The sequence below is a fragment of the Micrococcus endophyticus genome (assembly GCF_014205115.1).
Lineage (GTDB): Bacteria > Actinomycetota > Actinomycetes > Actinomycetales > Micrococcaceae > Micrococcus > Micrococcus endophyticus.
In genome coordinates, this window is sequence record NZ_JACHMW010000001.1 from 2,470,092 (window position 1) to 2,486,150 (window position 16,059).

Below are 16,059 nucleotides of genomic sequence, written 5' to 3' on the forward strand. Positions count from 1 at the left end.
CGTAGAGGTCGTGAAGACGTCCAGATATAGGCCTGGGACGGGAGTTCTTGCATCGACTGAACTCCCCGGTGGTTGCAGGTCCGATACGCAGGGGTGCCAGTAAGTAGGGCTGATCGGCGCCCATTTTCTTGTCTCGCGCCCCGGGGCGAGGCGGTCCCCTATCGGTGTCCCTGTGTGCGGGGCAGGTTCACGCCGCGCAGCAGGAGAGCTTGGCGATGTCGGTGGTGAAGGCCTGCGCGGTGAGCTTGAGGCCTTCGGCCATGGTCAGGTAGGGGCTCCAGAGGTTGGCGACCTGGCTGGTGGTCATGCCGGCCTCGAGCATGTAGACCCCGGCGGCGGCGAGGTCGCCGGCGTCCTGGGCCAGGGCGGTAATGCCGATGATGCGGCCGGTGTCGGCGTCGGTGACCATCTTGATGAACCCGCGGGTGTCGCGGTTGACGATCGCGCGTGGGACGTGCGCGAGTGACAGGACACGGCTGTCGTAGCGGATCCCGGCAGCGGAGGCCTGCCGTTCGGTCATCCCGACGGCGGCCAGGGCGGGGCTGGTGAACACGACCCGGGGCAGGTGGCGGTAGTCGACCTCGAGGCCGGCGCCGGTGAGGGCGTTGTCGGCGACGAGGGCGCCGTGGGCCGCGGCGACATACACGAACTGACGGTGGGCGGTGACGTCACCGGCAGCCCAGACGCGCGGGTTGGTGCTGCGCAGATGGCTGTCGACGACCACCTCGCCGTGGTCGCCGGTGCGCACGTCGACGGTGTCGAGACCGAGCGTGGCGGTGACCGGGCGGCGCCCGGTGGCGACGAGTACCTCGGCCGCCCGGAGTTCCTGTGAGCCGTCAGTGGTGGTGGCAGTGACCGTGACCTCGCCGGTGGCCGGGTCGCGGCGGACCGCGCTGGGCACCGCGCCGCGGATGATCTGGATGCCTTCGTCCGTGAAGATCTCATCCAGGGCGGTGGACGCCTCGGGTTCTTCCTGGGACGCCAGCCGTGAGCGGACCAGCATGGTGACCCGGACGCCGAGCCGAGCGAAGAGCTGGGCCTGCTCCATCGCGACGTAGCCGCCGCCGATGACCAGCAGCGACTCCGGGACGTGGTCCAGTTCCATCGCGGTGGTCGAGGTCAGGTAACCGGCCTCCTGCAGGCCGGGGACCGGCGGCGCCCAGGGCCTGGAGCCGGTGGCGATGAGGTAGTGCGCGGCCCGGACCGTCTCCACCGTGCCGTCAGGGCCGGTGACGCGCAGTGCCGGCTCGCTGGGTGTGCCGACGAACGTGGCGTCCCCGGGGTGGAAATCCCATCCGTACTCGGTGGCCAGGTCCAGGTACTTCTCGCCACGCAGTGACCCGACGAGCCGATCCTTGCCGGCGATCAAGGCGGGCATGTCGACCGGCCGGACTTCGGGGAGCGGCAGGCCGGGGAACCGGGAGGCGTCGAGTGTGACGTGGCGGGCCTCGGCGGTCGCGAGCAAGGCCTTGGAGGGCACGCACCCGGTGTTCACGCAGGTACCGCCGACGGTGCCACGCTCGATCATCACCACCCGTCTGCCGAGGTTGGTGGCGCGGATCGCGGCCGCGAACGCCGCCCCACCGGACCCGATCATTGCCAGGTCATACGACCTGCTGTTAGCCGTTGCCGTCATGAACTCCTCCTTCATCGCCCTCAGGATCGACCTTCCAGTGCACTGGAAGGTCAAGGGGGAGAATGAGTGGCATGCGGATCGGTGAGGTGGCTCGGGCGTCGGGCACGACGAGCAAGACCCTGCGGTACTACGAGGAGGTCGGGCTGCTACCCGCCGCGGACCGCACCCCGGCGGGCTACCGGGACTACGGCGCCGAGGTGCTCGACCGGCTGGACTTCATCCGCCGGGGGCAAGCGGCCGGGCTGACCCTGGCCCAGATCGGTCAGGTGCTGGACATCCGCGACCGGGGGCAGGCCCCCTGCCGGCACGTCACCCACCTGCTCGACACCCGCCTTGATGTGATCGACCGGCAACTCGCCGAGCTCGCGCAGCTACGCACCACGATCGCCGACCTGCGCGAGGACGCCGCCGCCGGCGACCCGGCCACGTGCTCCCCCGAGGATGTCTGCCGCTACCTGTGACACCGAAGTTCACGGGCCCGTGGCAGCGCATGGCGGCCCACTCTGTTGCGTTGGGGTGTTAGATCTTTCGCAACGGTTCTGTTGCGCGGGGTGCACCCTATCGCGACGCCTATTCCTCCGGCCTGCCGTCGGCCGCTGTCCCGGTGAAGGATCCCCTTACGGGCATGCGATCTGGGCTGACGCCTGTGACCGAGTGTTCAGTTCGCGCTGTATAGTTCAGTCCATGATGACTATTGCTTCGCGTCTCGACGTGATGAACCGCCTGGGTCGTGCACTGGCCGACCCCACTCGATCCCGGATCATCTTGACCCTGCTCGACCATCCCGCTTACCCGGCGGAACTGGCCCGAGATCTGGACCTGACACGCCCGAACGTGTCCAACCACCTGGCATGCCTGCGCGATTGCGGGATCGTCGTCTCCGAGCCCGAGGGTCGTCGGACACGATATGAGATCGCCGATTCGCACCTGGCGCAGGCGCTGACGGCACTGGTCGATGCCACCCTGGCAGTGGACGAAGACGCCCCGTGCATCGATCCCGCCTGCTCGCTTCCCGGATGCGACGCAGCTGGGGAGGGCGCATGATCCTCACCTCGGTCTTGCAGGCGATGGGCCTGTTCGCAGCGACCAACATCGACGACATCATCGTGCTCTCCCTCTTCTTCGCGCGAGGGGCAGGCCAGCGCGGCACTGCCGCCCGCATTCTGGCCGGCCAGTACCTCGGATTCGCCGGCATCCTCGGTGCCGCGGTCCTGGTGACCATTGGCGCCGGAGCATTCCTGCCCTCGGCAGCCATCCCGTACTTCGGTCTCATCCCTCTGGGCCTCGGCCTCTGGGCCGCATGGCAGGCCTGGCGCGGAGACGATGACGACGATGACGACGAGGCCAAGGTTGCCGGCAAGAAGGTCGGCGTGTGGACAGTCGCAGGCGTCACCCTTGCCAACGGCGGCGACAACATCGGCGTCTACACCCCTGTCTTCCTCAGCGTGAAACCTCTCGCAGTAGTCGCCTACTGCATCGTCTTCCTCGCGCTCGTCGCGGTCCTGGTGGCCCTGGCAAAGTTCGTCGCCACCCGCCCCCCGATCGCCGAAGTGCTCGAACGCTGGGAGCACGTCCTCTTCCCCATCGTTCTCATCGGCCTCGGCATCGTGATCCTCGTCAGCGGCGGAGCCTTCGGACTCTGACGTAGCGGCAGCGATCCAAACGGCCCCGACCGGGCGCACCCCTCTCGGTTCAGACCGCGACACCTACCTGCAGCCAGTCCTGCGTGATCGCGGCAACAAGACCGCCTCGGAGCGCTGCAAGAACCCCGCCACCAAGCGAACGAAGCCACACCCATTTGCCGAAGAGGGAGCGCTGCTGTTGGTGGACGCCGTGGACGTGGCGGAGCCCGACGAGGAGGAGAGATACTCGTGTCCGGTCCCCTCCACCCTGCCTGCCTAAAGAAGCCCCGCACCGTCCCGGTGCGGGGCCTTTTCCACTGCATCCGATTATGTGTGCGGCCGGGCAGCTAGGGCGTGTCTGACAATGTCTTTGCCCAGGCGATGACGGCGTTGAGGACGACGGCCGCGCGGTAGACGATGGCGTGTTTGTCGTACCTGGTGGCGAGTCCACGCCACTGCTTGAGGTGGCAGTACTGTCGCTCGATCACGTTGCGGTTCTTATAGTCGATGGCGTCAAGTCCGATCGGGCGCCCGCCGCGCGAACCACGTCGCCGGCGATGGCCCTTCTGGTCATCAGGTTCGGGGATCACGGCCTTGATGCCGCGGGAACGGAGGTGCCCGCGGATCGCACGGGACGAGTACGCCTTATCGGCTCGGACCGCGTTCGGCCGGGTGCGCGGTCGGCCCCTGTCGCGACCCACCCGCAGCTGGCCCATCAGAGGCAAGAACATCGGCGAGTCGCCCGCCTGTCCCGGGGTGATCAGCGTGACCAGCGGGCGCCCCTTGCCGTCGACGAGCTGGTGGATCTTCGTCGATAAGCCGCCTCGGGAGCGGCCAATGCCGTGGTCAGGCGGCTCTTCCCGCAGATTCTTGTAACTCGATCCAGCCCCCTGTGAGGCGGGTCGTGTTCGTCGCGTGCTGATGCGCGCGAGCGATAGTCGAGTCCACCGACAGTGACCAGTCCACCAAACCGGCGGCGTCTGCGGCAGCGGTGAGCTTGGCGAGCACCCGATCCCACGTCCCGTCGCTCGCCATCCGGTAATGCCAGGTCCACACCGTCTGCCACGGACCGAACACCTCAGGCAGATCACGCCACGCGATGCCCGTCCGATACCGATAGACGATGCCCTCGACCATGGTGCGCGCATCGGAGAACTTCCGACCCGGCCTGCCCGTCGGGCGCGGCAACATCTCCTCGATCAACGACCACTGAACATCCGAGAGCACCTGAAAACGCGACACGCAATCACCCTCTCAGCCCTCGCCCCCAACCTTTGTCAGACGCGCCCTAGGCCGTACCGCTGGAACCTGTGGTGTTCCAGCACGCGGCGGGAGGCGTGGTTGTGGGGGAGGATCTCGGCCTGCACGCGGTGCAGGCCGAGCTCGTCGAAGGCGATCTGCAGGGCCTGCCCGACGGCGGCGGTCGCCACGCCGCGGCCGGTCGCCTCGCGGGCGATCCAGTAGCCGATCGAGCAGAACTGGCCGGCCCCGCGGACCACGCTGGCGAGGGTGAGACGGCCGAGCAGGTGCCCGGCGTCGTCAGTGATGACGAAGGCGTAGGAGCGGCCGGCGGCCCGGTCACGGTCTGCCTGTTCGAGGGCCTCGCGCTGGCCGGCTTCGGTGAACCAACGGGCCTGGCGTTCCGGCTCCCACGGGGCCAGATGCTCGCGTTGGCTCCGTGCCAGGGCGGCGAGGGCAGGGGCGTCTGCGGGAACGGTGGGACGCAGGCGGAAGGGCATGAATCGAGGGTAGCGACCGTGATCCCGTGCGCTGGTCAAGCGAGGGGCAGGAGGAGCCGGTGTCAACCCTTCAGACCCTGATCGACGTATGAATCAAATTGGCGCGCTTCTGAAATCTTCGTTGCATCTCGACAGAGGAGTCCGCCGCCGCCTGATCGGGGCGGGGCTCGCGTCTGGGGCCCTTCGACGCCATCGCCGTCGTCCGGGTACGCACCCGCCCCCGCTTGCCGCTATCCTCTCCTGAACGGTGTTCAGTGATCGCCTGCGCTCCCGCAGGCGTCCCCCTGGACGTCCGACCGCCCGACGACCATCACCCGCACGTCCCCGCCAGGAGCCCCCATGCCCACGTCCGACACCCTCGCCTCCGGGCGCCCCGCGCACCGCACCGACGACCGCCGGCCCCGCCGGTCCTCCGCCGGCTCCGGCCTCGCCCGCGTCGCCGTCTTCGCGGCGCTCATGGCGGTGCTGGGCCTCGTTCCGCCGGTGCCGGTGGCGGGCATCCCCGCCCCGATCGTGCTGCAGAACCTCGCGGTCACCCTGGCCGGCGTGATCCTCGGTCCGTGGCGCGGGGCCGCCGCCATGCTCCTCTTCAACGCGCTCGTGGCCCTCGGTCTGCCCCTGCTCACGGGCGGCCGCGGCGGGCTGGGCGTGTTCGTCGGCCCGTCGTCGGGCTTCATCCTCGGCTACGTGGTCGCCGCGGCCGCGGTGGGCCTCGTGTTCTGGGCCCTGACCGGCCGCGCCCGCCCGGGCCTGCGCCCCGGACGCGTCCTGGCGGCCGCCCTCGTGGCGGGCCTGGTGGGCATGGTGGTGCTGTACGCGGCCGGCGCGGTGGGCTTCATCGTCGCCGCCCACATGGAGCCCGGCGCCGCGGTCCTCGCGATGGGCGCGTTCGTCCCCGGGGACACCGTCAAGGTCGTCCTGGCCGCGCTCCTGGTCACCGGCCTGTGGAAGGCCTACCCGCGGGCGTTCCGCTGATCCCGTGACCCTCGCCCACCCCGCCTCCCGGCCCATGCCCGCCACCTCACCCGCGACCACCGGCGCCACCCCGCCCGACCCGGCCGCCCGCCTCGTGCCCCTCCGGGACGCCGACCACGCGGCGGTCCTGGCCGAGGCGGTGCGCGTCCGCGCGTCCGGCGGGATCCCCGTGGTCGGCGACGAGCGCTGGCCGGCGGCGCTGATGGCCGCGCAGGTCGAGCACGCGGCCGCCACTCTGCGGGACCTCGCGGCGCGGGATCCGCGGGCGGCCGCGGAGATCGCGTGGGCCGCGTTCACGTCCGGCTCCACGTCCCGCCCGCGCGTCGTGCTGCGCACCGAGGCGTCCTGGCGCGCGGGGCACCGCGTCGCCGCCGACTGGCTGGGGCTGAGCCCGGGGGAGGAGCTGCTCGTGGCCGTGCATCCGGTCTCCTCGATGGCGGTGCACGCCGCCTCGCTGTGCGGCGCCCTGGGCGCGCGGCTCCGGGTCACCGCCCGCGCCCGGCTGAGCGCCGCCGACCTCGCCGGGCCGGCCGTCCTCGACGCGACGCCGTCGCAGCTCGTCGACGCCCTCGACCTGCTCGACGACGGCGCCCCCTCCACCCTGCGCGTCGCCCTGATCGGCGGGGACCGGCTGCCCGCGGGCGCCCGGGACCGGGCCGCCGCCCACGGGATCCGGGTGGCCCACTTCTACGGGTCCGCGGAGGCCAGCTTCGTGGCCGTGGACCTCGACGGCGCCGGCCTGCGTCCCCTGCCCGACGTACGGCTGCGCATCGCGGACGGAGCGGACGACGCCGGCCCGGCGGGCCCGAACACGCCGGACCCGAACACGCCGCGGGCCCGCACCGGTCTGCTCGAGCTGCGGTCGGACCAGCTCGCCGCCCCGGACGACTCCCGCCTCTCCTCGGGGGCGCCCCGCTGGCGCGAGGACGGCTGGCTCACCACCGGCGACCGAGCCACGTGGGACCCGGACGCGGGGGTGCTCGAGGTCCACGGCCGGGCGGACGACGTGATCCTCACCGCCGGCGCCACCGCCGCCGCGGCAGACGTCGAGGCCGAGCTGGCCGCGGCCCGGGACGGGTCCGGCCGCCCCGTCGCCTCCGGCGTGCTGGTGGTCGGCGTCCCCGACCGGCGGCTGGGCGAGCGGGTGTGCGCCGTCGTCGAGCCGGCCCGGGGACAGGATCCCGAGGCCGCGCTGCAGATGCTGAAGACCGCCGCCCGCGCCGGGCTGTCCCCGGCCGCCCGGCCGCGCCGCTGGGTGCTCGTGGACCGGCTCGAGCGCACCGGCAGCGGGAAGATCCGCCGCGTGCTCCCCGACGCCGCGCTCCCCGCGGCGACCCGGCACGCAGCCGGACGGCAGGGCCACGCATGAGCGGGCCGCAGCGGCACCCGGAGTCGGCCTGGATCACGGCGGTCGCGCGCACCCCGATCACGGGCCGCTCCCGCGCTCAGGGCCGGATCGGCGCGGGGGAGCTCGCCGCGGGCCCGGTGGCCGCGGTCGCCGCCGGGACGCGGCCGGCCGCCGTCGTGCTCGGCAACTGCGCGGGCCCCGGCGGCAACCTCGGACGGATCGCCGCCCTCGGCGCGGGGCTGGGGGTGCAGACCCCCGGCTGGACGGTCGACGCCCAGTGCGGCGCGGGCCTGCTCGCCGTGGCCCAGGCGGCCCGCCACGCCGTGGACACCGTTCGGCCGGCCGTGGGCGGGGGCGTCGAGTCGCCGAGCACCGCCCCCGAACGCTCGCTCGACGGCGTGCCCTACGCGCAGGCGCCCATGGTCCCGGCCGGCTGGGACGACCCCGGCATGACCGCCGCCGCGGACGCCCTCGCCGCCGCCCGCGGCATCTCCCGCGCCCGCCAGGAGCGGCTCGCGCTGCGCTCCCATGCGCTCGCCCGCGTCGGCGCGCTGCTCCTCCTCGGCGACGACGGCCCCCGCGCCCTGGCGCCCTCCGCGCTCTCCCGATTCCCCGCGGTCACCCCCGGCGCGGACCCCGCCACGGCGGTCACCGGGGCGACGGCGGCCCGCATCGCCGACGGCGCCGCCGCCGTGCTGCTGGTCCCCGGATCCGCGGCCGCGGCGGCGACGGTCGCGCCGGCCGGCCCGCCCGGGGACGCCGCGGCCCTCCGGCCCTGCCGCGTGGTGGCCTCCGCCCTCACCGGCGGGGACCCGGCGCTGCCCGGGATCGGACCGGTGGCGGCGGTCCGCGAGGTGCTGGACGCCGCGGGCATCGCGCTGGCGGAGGTGGCCGTCGTCGAGGTGGTGGAGGCGTACTCGGCGCAGGTCTGGGCCGTGCTGGACGAGCTCGGCCTGAGCGCCGAGGCCGGTGCCGCCCGAGCCGACGACTGGGGAGTGGACCCGCGCGTCAACGCCGAGGGCGGGGCGCTCGCGTTCGGCCACCCGTGGGGCGCCTCGGGCGCCGTCGCGGCGACGCACGCGGTGCGGCGCCTGCAGTCCTGCCCGCCGGGGTCGAGCGCCCTGGTGGCCTGCGCCGTGGGCGGCGGCATGGGCGTGGCGCTCGTGCTGGAGGTGGCCTGAGATCATGCGAGGCATGACGGAGCAGACGACGGGCGTGAGGCTGCGCGGGGCGCGCGTGGAGGCGGACGGGCCCGAGGGCGTCGTCGCCCTGCTGCAGGACGTGGACCTGGACCTCACCGCGCCGCGCGTCGCCGTGGTGGGGGAGAACGGCTCGGGCAAGTCCACGCTGGCGCGCGCCGTGGCGGGGCTGGTGGACGTCGTCGCCGGCGAGGTCACGGTGCACGGCGTGGACGCGGTGCGGGACGTGAAGGCGCTGCGCCGCGTCGTCGGGATGGTGTTCGCCAACCCGGCCGCGCAGGCCATCATGCCCACGGTCCGCGAGGACGTGGAGCTCACCGTGAAGTCGCTCCGGGACGACGACGGCCGGCGGCTCTCGAAGGTCGACGTCGCCGCGCGCGTGGCCGCGGCGCTCGCCGAGCACCGGCTCACCGAGCTCGCCGAGCGGCCCTGCCTCGCCCTGTCCAGCGGGCAGGCCCAGCGCCTGGCGATGTGCTCCGTGATGGCCGGGCGCCCGCGGCTGGTGATCGCCGACGAGCCCACCTCCCTGCTGGACGGGCGGCACCGGCGCATCATCGCGGACCGGCTGCTCGCCGCCGACGGGTTCCAGCTGCTGCTCGTCACCCACGACCTCGAGCTCGCCCGCGCCTGCGACGACGCCGTGTGGGTGCACGAGGGCCGCGTGCGGGCGGTCGGGCCGGCCAGCGAGGTCGTGGACGCCTACGCGGCGTTCCTGGACGAGGCCGTGGCGGCGGAGTCGGCCGTGCCGGCAGCGGGCGATCCGGCCGCGGGGAATCCGGCCGGGGCGTCGGCCGAGGCGCGACCGTGATCTCCCTGTACGTCCCCGGCGACTCGCCCCTGCACCGCGCCCCCGCCGGCCTGAAGCTGGCCCTGTTCGCGGCGTGGGCGCTCGCGGTGACGCTGGCGCCGCCGACCCCGTGGACCGCGGGGGCCGCCGTCGGGATGGCGCTGGCCGCGTACCTGACGGGCTTCGGGCCGCGGCGCGGGGCGGCGATGCTCGGCCGCGACCTGCGCGCCCTCTGGGTGTTCTACGCGTTCCTGTTCGCCGCGCAGTGGCTGTTCGCGGACCTCACGGCGGCCGCGCTCATGGTGGGCCGCGTGCTCGGGCTCGTGCTGGCCGCGCAGGTGCTGACGCGGACCACGCGGATCGCCGAGCTGGTGGGCGTGGCCGAGGCGGTGCTGTCGCCCGTGGAACGGATCCCGTGGCTGGGGCCTCGGCTCGCCCGGGCGGGGCTGCGGCCGGAGCGCGTCGGCCTGGCCATGGGCCTGGTGCTCGCCTCGATCGGGCACCTGCGCTCCGTGGCCGAGCAGGTGCGGCAGGCCCAGGCCAGCCGTGGCGTGCGCATGGCGCCCTGGGCGTGGGTGCTGCCGCTGCTCGTGCTCTCGGTGAAGCACGCGGACGATGTCGGCGACGCGCTCGCCGCCCGCGGCATCGAGTAGGCGCGGGTGCAGACCCTCCGCCCGCAGGCACGCCGTTGCGCTCACGACTCGCCGCGTGCAGGAATCCCGCACGGCGAGTCGTGAGCGCAACGCCGGGGCGGCCCGGAGGCGCCCCGCCCGCAGGAAAAGAAGGGATGATCCCGTACCTAGGTACGTGCTATACCTAGGTACATGAACGAGCCCACCGACCGACCGCCGTCAGGAACGGCGCCGGAGGCCTGGCCCTCCGCCTGGGTCCGCGCCGCCCTCGAGCCCGCCATCCTCGGCAGCCTCGCGGGCGGGCCGCTGCACGGCTACGGGATCGCCCAGGCGCTCGCGGACCACGGCTTCGGCCGGCTCCGCGGCGGCTCGCTCTACCCCGTGCTCGGCCGCCTCGAGGAGGCCGGTCACATCACCGCCCGCTGGGCCCCCGGCGACGCCGGCCCCGGCCGGAAGGACTACGAGCTCACCGACGCCGGGCGTGCGGCCTATCGCGACGCCGTCGCGAATTGGCGCCGCCTCGGCGACGCGCTGGCCGACCTCGGCGCGACCCCGCGCCTGACCGCACAGGAGGGAACCGCCCGATGAGCACCCACGACCACGACCACGATCACGACCCCGCCGACCCGCGGCGCGCGACCACGTCCGCCCCGGCCTCGCTCGAGCCGGAGATCGAGGCCATGCACGCGGCCCGCGGCAACGAGGAGGACCGGGACTGGGCCCTGCTCCTCGTCGGGGTGCTCGTCTTGGACGGCGTCTCCACCGCCGCCGCGCGACGCCACCTCCGGCGCGCCGCCGAGGCCGTGGCCCAGAGCGGCGAGGGCCCGGACGAGCTCTTCGGCACCCCCGTCGAGTTCGCCGCGCAGATGCGGGCGGACGCGGCGGAGGCCGGGGAGCCGATCGTGGACTCCACGCCCGACGCGTCCTGGCGGGACGTGCCCGTCGTGGGCTTCACCGTGGCTGCCGCGATCAGCGTCCTGTTCTTCGTGGTCTGGCTCGTCCGGGACGGCCTCACCACGGAGTACTCGTGGGGGCTCCTGGCGGGCCCCGTGCTGATGTCGCTGCTGGGCGTCGGCGCCATGACGCTGTGGGAGCGGCTGCTCCCGCGCGTCTCCCGGCTCGTCGCCGTCCTGGCGGCGGGGGCCGCGTTCGTCGTCGTCGTCGGCGGGCTGGCCGGGTGGCTGGTGACGGGCGGCGGGACCGAGACGCTGTTCACCGGCAGCACCTTCTGGCTGCTCGCGCTCGCCCCGGTCCACGCCGCGCTCGCGTGGCTCGCGAACCGGGTCCTGCCCGAGGCGCGCCCCGTGGCCACCAGTTCCGCCGACCCCCTCGACGACGACGCCTGGGCCCGCGAGCTGGCCGGCACCCTGCGCCTGCGCATGCAGCTGTCCGACGCGCGGATCCGCGAGATCGTCCGGGAGGCGCAGGCCCACGCCGCCGACGCAGGCCGCCCGCTGGCCGAGGAGTTCGGCGCGCCGGCGGGGTACGCCTCGCGCTTCGCGAAGGACGGCGTCGCCGGGAAGCGCCGGATGGCGTGGTTCTTCACCGCTCTCGCCGGGCTGGTGGTGCTCACGAACGTCGCCGGGGCGGTCGAGGACGGCGGGATCGATGCGTGGAGCGTCGCGCAGATCCTGGCCCTCGTGCTGGTGGTGGGCGTGTCGTGGCGGGAGTACCGGGCCGCCGTGCGTCGTCGTGATGCTGTCGCGCCGGGCGCGGGCGGGCGCTGACCGCCGCCCGGCCCGTCACTGCTCCCGTCACTGCGCCGGGTGTCCGGCCCCGGCGTTGCGCTCTCGACTCGCCGCGTGCAGGAATCCCGGACGGCGAGTCGTGAGCGCAACGGGGGCCGTTGCCGCTCTTCGCCCGCGCCACCCCTGCGCAGAGTGGTCACGACACGCCGTCTCCCTCCCGCGGACGCGGCCTGTCGTGACCACTCTGGGGGCGGCTCGGGGTCCGGGGCGGCCGGGCAGCGAGGGCGGGCCTCCGTACACTGCAGGGGACGACGCCGGACGGGCCAGCGGGCCCGACGGCGAGAGGCCGACAGGGGGCAGGATGCGCACAGCGGGACGGGGCCGGATCGTCGGCGCGCTCGCCCTGGCCGGAGCGCTCGCCCTCGCCGCACCCGCAGCCGCCACGCCCGCCCCCGCAGCCGCCACGCCCGCACCCGCAGCCGCCGCCCCCACCCCGGTCTACCCGTCCGCCCCGGGCGGGCCGGCGCACTCGACCCCGACGCCGTCGCTGATCCCGCTGGACTCGGACGAGCACGGCTTCGGCGACCGCCTCGCCGCGGACGGCCGGGTGGTCCCGTCTCTGGGCATCCTCACGGAGAGCATCCACTTCGCGGTGCTCAACCCGGAGGAGCCCTACGTGGACCAGAACACGCTCATCATGCTGGCCCGCAGCCTGCCGCTCGAGGGCCGGATCGTCATGCTCACCGTGGACGTCGCGGACCCGGGCGCGGACGAGGCCGCCATGCGCGCGGACGCCGAGGCCACGGCCCGCGCCATGGTCCTGGAGTACCGCACGGGCATGCCCGAGGACCCGCCGAGCACCGGCCCGGACGGCTTCCCCCTGCTGGACCCGCCGTGGGTGATGACCACCGTGATGCTCCCGCCCGCGGACGACGACGGCGCCCTCGCCCCCGTCGTCCACCTCGCCACGGGCACCGGGGTCACCCCGGGCCCGGACCTGGTGTCCCGGCTGGAGGCGGACCTGCGCGACGCCCGTCCCGGCACCGAGCACACCGGGGCGCTGGAGGCGCTGGTGCGCACCGCCGTCGCGCACACGACGCCCTCGGATCAGGTCCGCGCCCTGGCGGAGGAGGAGGAGGAGTCGCTGTTCGCGGACCGGCCGGCCTGGCAGTGGGCCGCGCTGGGGGCGCTCGTGCTGGGGCTGGTGGCCGTCGGGGTGCTGGCGCTGCGCCGTCGTCGCCGCGGCACCGGCACCGGCCCCGCCGAGGCGCCCGCGCCGCTCCCCGCGGACCCGGCCCGCTTCGCCCACGCGGGCGACGACCCGGCCCTGCGCCTGCGCGCCCTCACGGAGCTGCTCGCCCTGGCCGCGGACGCCCCCGGGGCGCGCGCCCTGCCGCAGGCCCGGGAGGCGACGGCCGCCGTCGTGGAGCACACCCTCGCCCTGGACTCGCTGGCTCCCGGCAGCCGCCGCGGCCGCCCGGACGCGTTCCGCCGGTCGGTCCGCCCGGAGCTGGAGGACCGGGTGGGGCAGGCCGAGGCGACGCTGCGCGCGCTGGTCGAGGCGGGCCGGCGCGCCCGGCCCGCGGTCCGCTTCCCCGACGTCGTCCGGGAGGCCGTCCGATGAGAGAGCGCACCCTCGCCGGGATCGCGGTGGCCTGCGCGGTCCTCACGGCGGTGCTCGCGGGGCTGGCCCTGTGGGTGAGCGTCGTGCAGCCGCGGCACACCGTGCGGATCGAGGTGGAGGAGGGCACCCCGTTCGGCATCAGCCAGGGGACCGTGGACGCCGTCCTCGCCCAGCGGCCCGTGCGCTCGTGGGAGCCGATGACCCTGCGGGTGACGCCGGAGCACCTCACCTTCGAGCAGTCCTTCCGCGGCGAGGGCCTGCCCGAGGGCGTGGACGTGCTGCTCTCCGCCCAGACCGAGGGGTGGGGCCCGCAGCACCCGGACGCGGACCCGGAGGACCGCCCGGAGCAGGACTCCGCCGGGGTGGTCATCCGTCCCCGGCTCGGCCTGGACGAGGACGTGGCGGACCGGGTCAACCTCGAGCGCATGTACCACTCCGGCCTCGGCGCCGGGCAGGGGCCGACGGCGGTGGTCAACGTGGCGCGCGCGATGGGCGAGGCCTCCTACGGCGGCCCGGCCCGCGTGCCCGCCCTGCACCTCGGGCTGGCGCTGCCCGTGCTCGCCGGGGCGCTCGTGGCCACGGCGCTGTGGGCGCGGGCCCGCCGCCGCCGGGCCGACGTCCGCCGCTCCCTCGACCGCGGCCGCGCATCCCTCGCCCGGGTGCTCCTCGAGATGGAGGCGCTCGAGGTCTCCATGGCGGGCGTCGCCCCGCACGCCCTGCCCACGGGTCACGCCCAGTGGCGGGCCGAGCTGCGTCGCGGCCTGGAGCGTGAGGCGAAGGAGGAGCGGACGCTGACCGCCGCCGTCGAGAGGGAGGGCGGGGCGGCGCCGCGCCGGACGCGGGGCACGAAGGGCGCGAAGGCCGCGACGTCGAAGAAGGCGAGGGAGCGGGGCCTGGAGGCGGAGGCGCTGGGCGCGCGCGTCGCCGCGTTCGAGGCGGCCACGCGCGGGTTCGAGGACGCCGTCGAGCAGCTGATCGACTCCGCGGACGTCCTGGCGGCCACTCCGCGGCGCACCCGGGTGCTGGACCGCGTGCTGGCCCCGGTGGCCGAGGAGGTGCTGGCGCTGACCGGCCTGCTGCGCCAGGCCCCCGACGGCGCGGTGGACCCCGCCGTCCGGCACGGCCTGGAGGCCGCCTACGACGACCTGCTCGCCGTCGCCCAGCACGAGCGGCTGGATCGGGCCGCGGCCCGGCGCTGGAAGGACGCGGAGAAGCGCCTGGCCGGCCGCGCCCGCGAGGTCACCGCGCAGCTCGAGCGCTTCCCGCTCGGTCAGGACGCGGGCCTGACCGAGGGTCCCGACGACGGCGACGGCGGCCTGGTCGCCCTGCGCGCCGGGCTCGGGCTCAGCGCCCGCCCGGCCGGGGACCTGATGGCGCAGCTGGCCCGCGCGCGGCGCACCGCCGTCGCCCTGGTGGGGCCGCTGGGCGGGGGCGACGGGACCGACGCCGGGACCGGGGCGGCCTCGGCGTGGGTGCCCGGGACGGGCCGAGCGAGCGGAGCGGCGGGCGACGGCGCGGACCCGTCGGATCCGCCCCGGACGGACGGGCCGTCGTCGCGCCGCGCGGTGCGGGCCGCCGGCCCCGCCGAGTCGCCCCACCTGCGCCGCGCGGCGTGGGCGCTCGTGGCGGTGCTCGCGGTGCTGGTCAGCCTCCCGTTCGCCCAGCGCGCCACGGACGCCGCCCTGCCGCCCGACCCGTACCGACTCGTGGGCTCCGAGGCGCTGCGCAGCGTGAGCGTGGACGGCCCGGCGGACGGGATCGACGTCGAGCGCGTCGCCGAGCACGTGGACGGCACCTTCCCGCGCGCCCTGGACGTGGTGGTGGCCGTGCGCGCCGGCGAGGCCTACCTGACCCCGCGCGCCACCCGCACCGACGCGGAGGACGGGAAGGGGCCGTGGTCCGAGCTCGGCGTGGACCTGGACCCCACGGCCACCGCGGAGGGGCTGCGGCGGGTCGTGGCGGAGTCGGGCGCGCTCCTGGACCCGGCCACGGGCGAGCTGCGCCGGGACGCCGTGGTGCTGCCCGTGTTCGTGTTCGAGGACGGCCGCCGCGTGATGGGCCGCATGCCCCTGAACACCGTGGACACGGCAGAGCCCTGGACCGTGGCGGGCGTGGTGCTCAGCTCCCTGCCGCACGCGCAGGGTGCGAGCCTGGCCGGGGAGGTCGGCTCGGCCGTGGTGCGCGCCGGGCAGGCCATGCAGTCCGCGGACCGCGAGGGCGAGGCGCCCGCCCCGGACGTCGAGCCGGCCGTGCTGACCACGGTGCTCACGCTCGGTTTCGCCGCCGCTCTGCTCACCCTGGCGCTGGCCCTGGAGTCCCTGGCGACGACGGCGGCCGGCCTGCGCGGCCTCGGCTCGCTGACGTCCTCGGGCCGGCGGCTGCAGGCGATCACCCGGCGGCTCGAGGCCCTCATGCTCGGCCTGGACGACTCCCGCCTCGACGCCGTGGCGGTGCTCGGCCGCGGCCCCGCGGGGACGGCGAAGGAGGCCGGGCAGCGCCTCTACGAGCGTGAGCTGGTGGCCGCCTGGCGGGAGGCGAAGGCCCTCGCCGGCACCTCCGTGGTGGAGCGGCTGCGCGGCGGCATGGCGGACCGGCTGGACGCCCTGGAGGCCGCCGCGAGCGTCCTCGAGGGGCGCGAGGCCGACGTCGCCGAGCGCGCGGCCGACGTGCTGGAGCGGGCCCGCCGCCACCCGGCGTGAGGTGAGGCGGGGCGCCGCCGAGGCTGGCCGCCCGCCGGTGTTGCGCTCACGACGCGCCGCGTGCAGGAATCCCGCACGGCGAGTCGTGAGCGCAACGCGAGGGGAGTGCC

At 75.2% G+C, this 16,059-nt stretch carries 15 protein-coding genes; 12 read left to right on the forward strand and 3 right to left on the reverse strand.

The genetic code is table 11. The features are described from left to right. Window positions 1-187: 187 nt before the first annotated feature. The gene (gene merA, locus HDA33_RS11450; RefSeq protein ID WP_002854085.1) at window positions 188-1,651 is read right to left on the reverse strand and encodes a mercury(II) reductase; all 1,464 of its coding nucleotides are present in this window, start codon (window positions 1,649-1,651) and stop codon (window positions 188-190) included. Between the two features lie 56 nt (window positions 1,652-1,707). Between merA and HDA33_RS11455 the strand changes: the two genes are divergently transcribed. The 3 genes from HDA33_RS11455 (at window position 1,708) to HDA33_RS11465 (ending at window position 3,279) form a co-directional block, all read left to right on the forward strand. Next, window positions 1,708-2,097 (forward strand): heavy metal-responsive transcriptional regulator, encoded by a 390-nt coding sequence (locus HDA33_RS11455; RefSeq protein ID WP_002854084.1) that lies wholly within the window; start codon window positions 1,708-1,710, stop codon window positions 2,095-2,097. A 223-nt stretch (window positions 2,098-2,320) separates the two neighbouring features. Further along, the gene (gene cmtR, locus HDA33_RS11460; RefSeq protein ID WP_017488126.1) at window positions 2,321-2,680 is read left to right on the forward strand and encodes a Cd(II)/Pb(II)-sensing metalloregulatory transcriptional regulator CmtR; all 360 of its coding nucleotides are present in this window, start codon (window positions 2,321-2,323) and stop codon (window positions 2,678-2,680) included. Then, a complete protein-coding gene (locus tag HDA33_RS11465) occupies window positions 2,677-3,279 on the forward strand; it encodes a cadmium resistance transporter (RefSeq protein WP_184173338.1) in 603 nt (200 codons plus the stop codon). Before cmtR ends, HDA33_RS11465 begins: the two co-directional genes overlap by 4 nt. A gap of 326 nt (window positions 3,280-3,605) precedes the next feature. Here the strand turns inward: HDA33_RS11465 and HDA33_RS11470 are convergent. Continuing rightward, window positions 3,606-4,500 (reverse strand): IS5 family transposase gene (locus HDA33_RS11470; protein WP_184173340.1). Its coding sequence is split into 2 segments (ribosomal slippage): window positions 3,606-4,148 and window positions 4,150-4,500, totalling 894 coding nucleotides; the frame shifts between segments, so codons are not numbered across the junction. Between the two features lie 35 nt (window positions 4,501-4,535). After that, window positions 4,536-4,997, reverse strand: a complete 462-nt coding sequence (locus tag HDA33_RS11475; RefSeq protein WP_184173342.1) for a GNAT family N-acetyltransferase — start codon at window positions 4,995-4,997, stop codon at window positions 4,536-4,538. A 339-nt stretch (window positions 4,998-5,336) separates the two neighbouring features. Between HDA33_RS11475 and HDA33_RS11480 the strand changes: the two genes are divergently transcribed. The 9 genes from HDA33_RS11480 to HDA33_RS11520 all read left to right on the forward strand — a co-directional run bounded on the left by HDA33_RS11480 (window position 5,337) and on the right by HDA33_RS11520 (window position 15,949). Then, window positions 5,337-5,972, forward strand: coding sequence for a biotin transporter BioY (locus HDA33_RS11480; RefSeq protein ID WP_184173344.1), 636 nt, complete (start codon window positions 5,337-5,339; stop codon window positions 5,970-5,972). Between the two features lie 4 nt (window positions 5,973-5,976). Beyond that, on the forward strand, window positions 5,977-7,341 hold the full coding sequence (locus HDA33_RS11485) for an AMP-binding protein (RefSeq protein ID WP_184173345.1): 1,365 nt from the start codon (window positions 5,977-5,979) through the stop codon (window positions 7,339-7,341). Beyond that, complete coding sequence (locus tag HDA33_RS11490) at window positions 7,338-8,501, forward strand: thiolase family protein (RefSeq protein ID WP_184173347.1); 1,164 nt, start codon at window positions 7,338-7,340, stop codon at window positions 8,499-8,501. Before HDA33_RS11485 ends, HDA33_RS11490 begins: the two co-directional genes overlap by 4 nt. A gap of 13 nt (window positions 8,502-8,514) precedes the next feature. Beyond that, complete coding sequence (locus HDA33_RS11495) at window positions 8,515-9,327, forward strand: energy-coupling factor ABC transporter ATP-binding protein (protein ID WP_184173349.1); 813 nt, start codon at window positions 8,515-8,517, stop codon at window positions 9,325-9,327. Next, window positions 9,324-9,959, forward strand: a complete 636-nt coding sequence (locus HDA33_RS11500) for a CbiQ family ECF transporter T component (RefSeq protein WP_184173351.1) — start codon at window positions 9,324-9,326, stop codon at window positions 9,957-9,959. The genes HDA33_RS11495 and HDA33_RS11500 overlap by 4 nt, the downstream gene beginning before the upstream one ends. 171 nt (window positions 9,960-10,130) lie before the next feature. Beyond that, a complete protein-coding gene (locus tag HDA33_RS11505; RefSeq protein WP_184173353.1) occupies window positions 10,131-10,526 on the forward strand; it encodes a PadR family transcriptional regulator in 396 nt (131 codons plus the stop codon). Then, a complete protein-coding gene (locus HDA33_RS11510; RefSeq protein ID WP_017489741.1) occupies window positions 10,523-11,665 on the forward strand; it encodes a hypothetical protein in 1,143 nt (380 codons plus the stop codon). Before HDA33_RS11505 ends, HDA33_RS11510 begins: the two co-directional genes overlap by 4 nt. Before the next feature lie 322 nt (window positions 11,666-11,987). Then, window positions 11,988-13,250 (forward strand): hypothetical protein, encoded by a 1,263-nt coding sequence (locus HDA33_RS11515; protein ID WP_184173355.1) that lies wholly within the window; start codon window positions 11,988-11,990, stop codon window positions 13,248-13,250. Then, window positions 13,247-15,949, forward strand: coding sequence for a hypothetical protein (locus HDA33_RS11520; protein ID WP_184173357.1), 2,703 nt, complete (start codon window positions 13,247-13,249; stop codon window positions 15,947-15,949). Before HDA33_RS11515 ends, HDA33_RS11520 begins: the two co-directional genes overlap by 4 nt. Window positions 15,950-16,059 lie beyond the last annotated feature (110 nt).

Bases quoted from the DNA above. Each gene is read 5' to 3' on its own strand.
- merA (WP_002854085.1), bottom strand. From the start codon at position 1,651: ATGAAGGAGGAGTTCATGACGGCAACGGCTAACAGCAGGTCGTATGAC.
- HDA33_RS11455 (WP_002854084.1), top strand. From the start codon at position 1,708: ATGCGGATCGGTGAGGTGGCTCGGGCGTCGGGCACGACGAGCAAGACC.
- cmtR (WP_017488126.1), top strand. From the start codon at position 2,321: ATGATGACTATTGCTTCGCGTCTCGACGTGATGAACCGCCTGGGTCGT.
- HDA33_RS11465 (WP_184173338.1), top strand. From the start codon at position 2,677: ATGATCCTCACCTCGGTCTTGCAGGCGATGGGCCTGTTCGCAGCGACC.
- HDA33_RS11475 (WP_184173342.1), bottom strand. From the start codon at position 4,997: ATGCCCTTCCGCCTGCGTCCCACCGTTCCCGCAGACGCCCCTGCCCTC.
- HDA33_RS11480 (WP_184173344.1), top strand. From the start codon at position 5,337: ATGCCCACGTCCGACACCCTCGCCTCCGGGCGCCCCGCGCACCGCACC.
- HDA33_RS11490 (WP_184173347.1), top strand. From the start codon at position 7,338: ATGAGCGGGCCGCAGCGGCACCCGGAGTCGGCCTGGATCACGGCGGTC.
- HDA33_RS11495 (WP_184173349.1), top strand. From the start codon at position 8,515: ATGACGGAGCAGACGACGGGCGTGAGGCTGCGCGGGGCGCGCGTGGAG.
- HDA33_RS11505 (WP_184173353.1), top strand. From the start codon at position 10,131: ATGAACGAGCCCACCGACCGACCGCCGTCAGGAACGGCGCCGGAGGCC.
- HDA33_RS11510 (WP_017489741.1), top strand. From the start codon at position 10,523: ATGAGCACCCACGACCACGACCACGATCACGACCCCGCCGACCCGCGG.
- HDA33_RS11515 (WP_184173355.1), top strand. From the start codon at position 11,988: ATGCGCACAGCGGGACGGGGCCGGATCGTCGGCGCGCTCGCCCTGGCC.
- HDA33_RS11520 (WP_184173357.1), top strand. From the start codon at position 13,247: ATGAGAGAGCGCACCCTCGCCGGGATCGCGGTGGCCTGCGCGGTCCTC.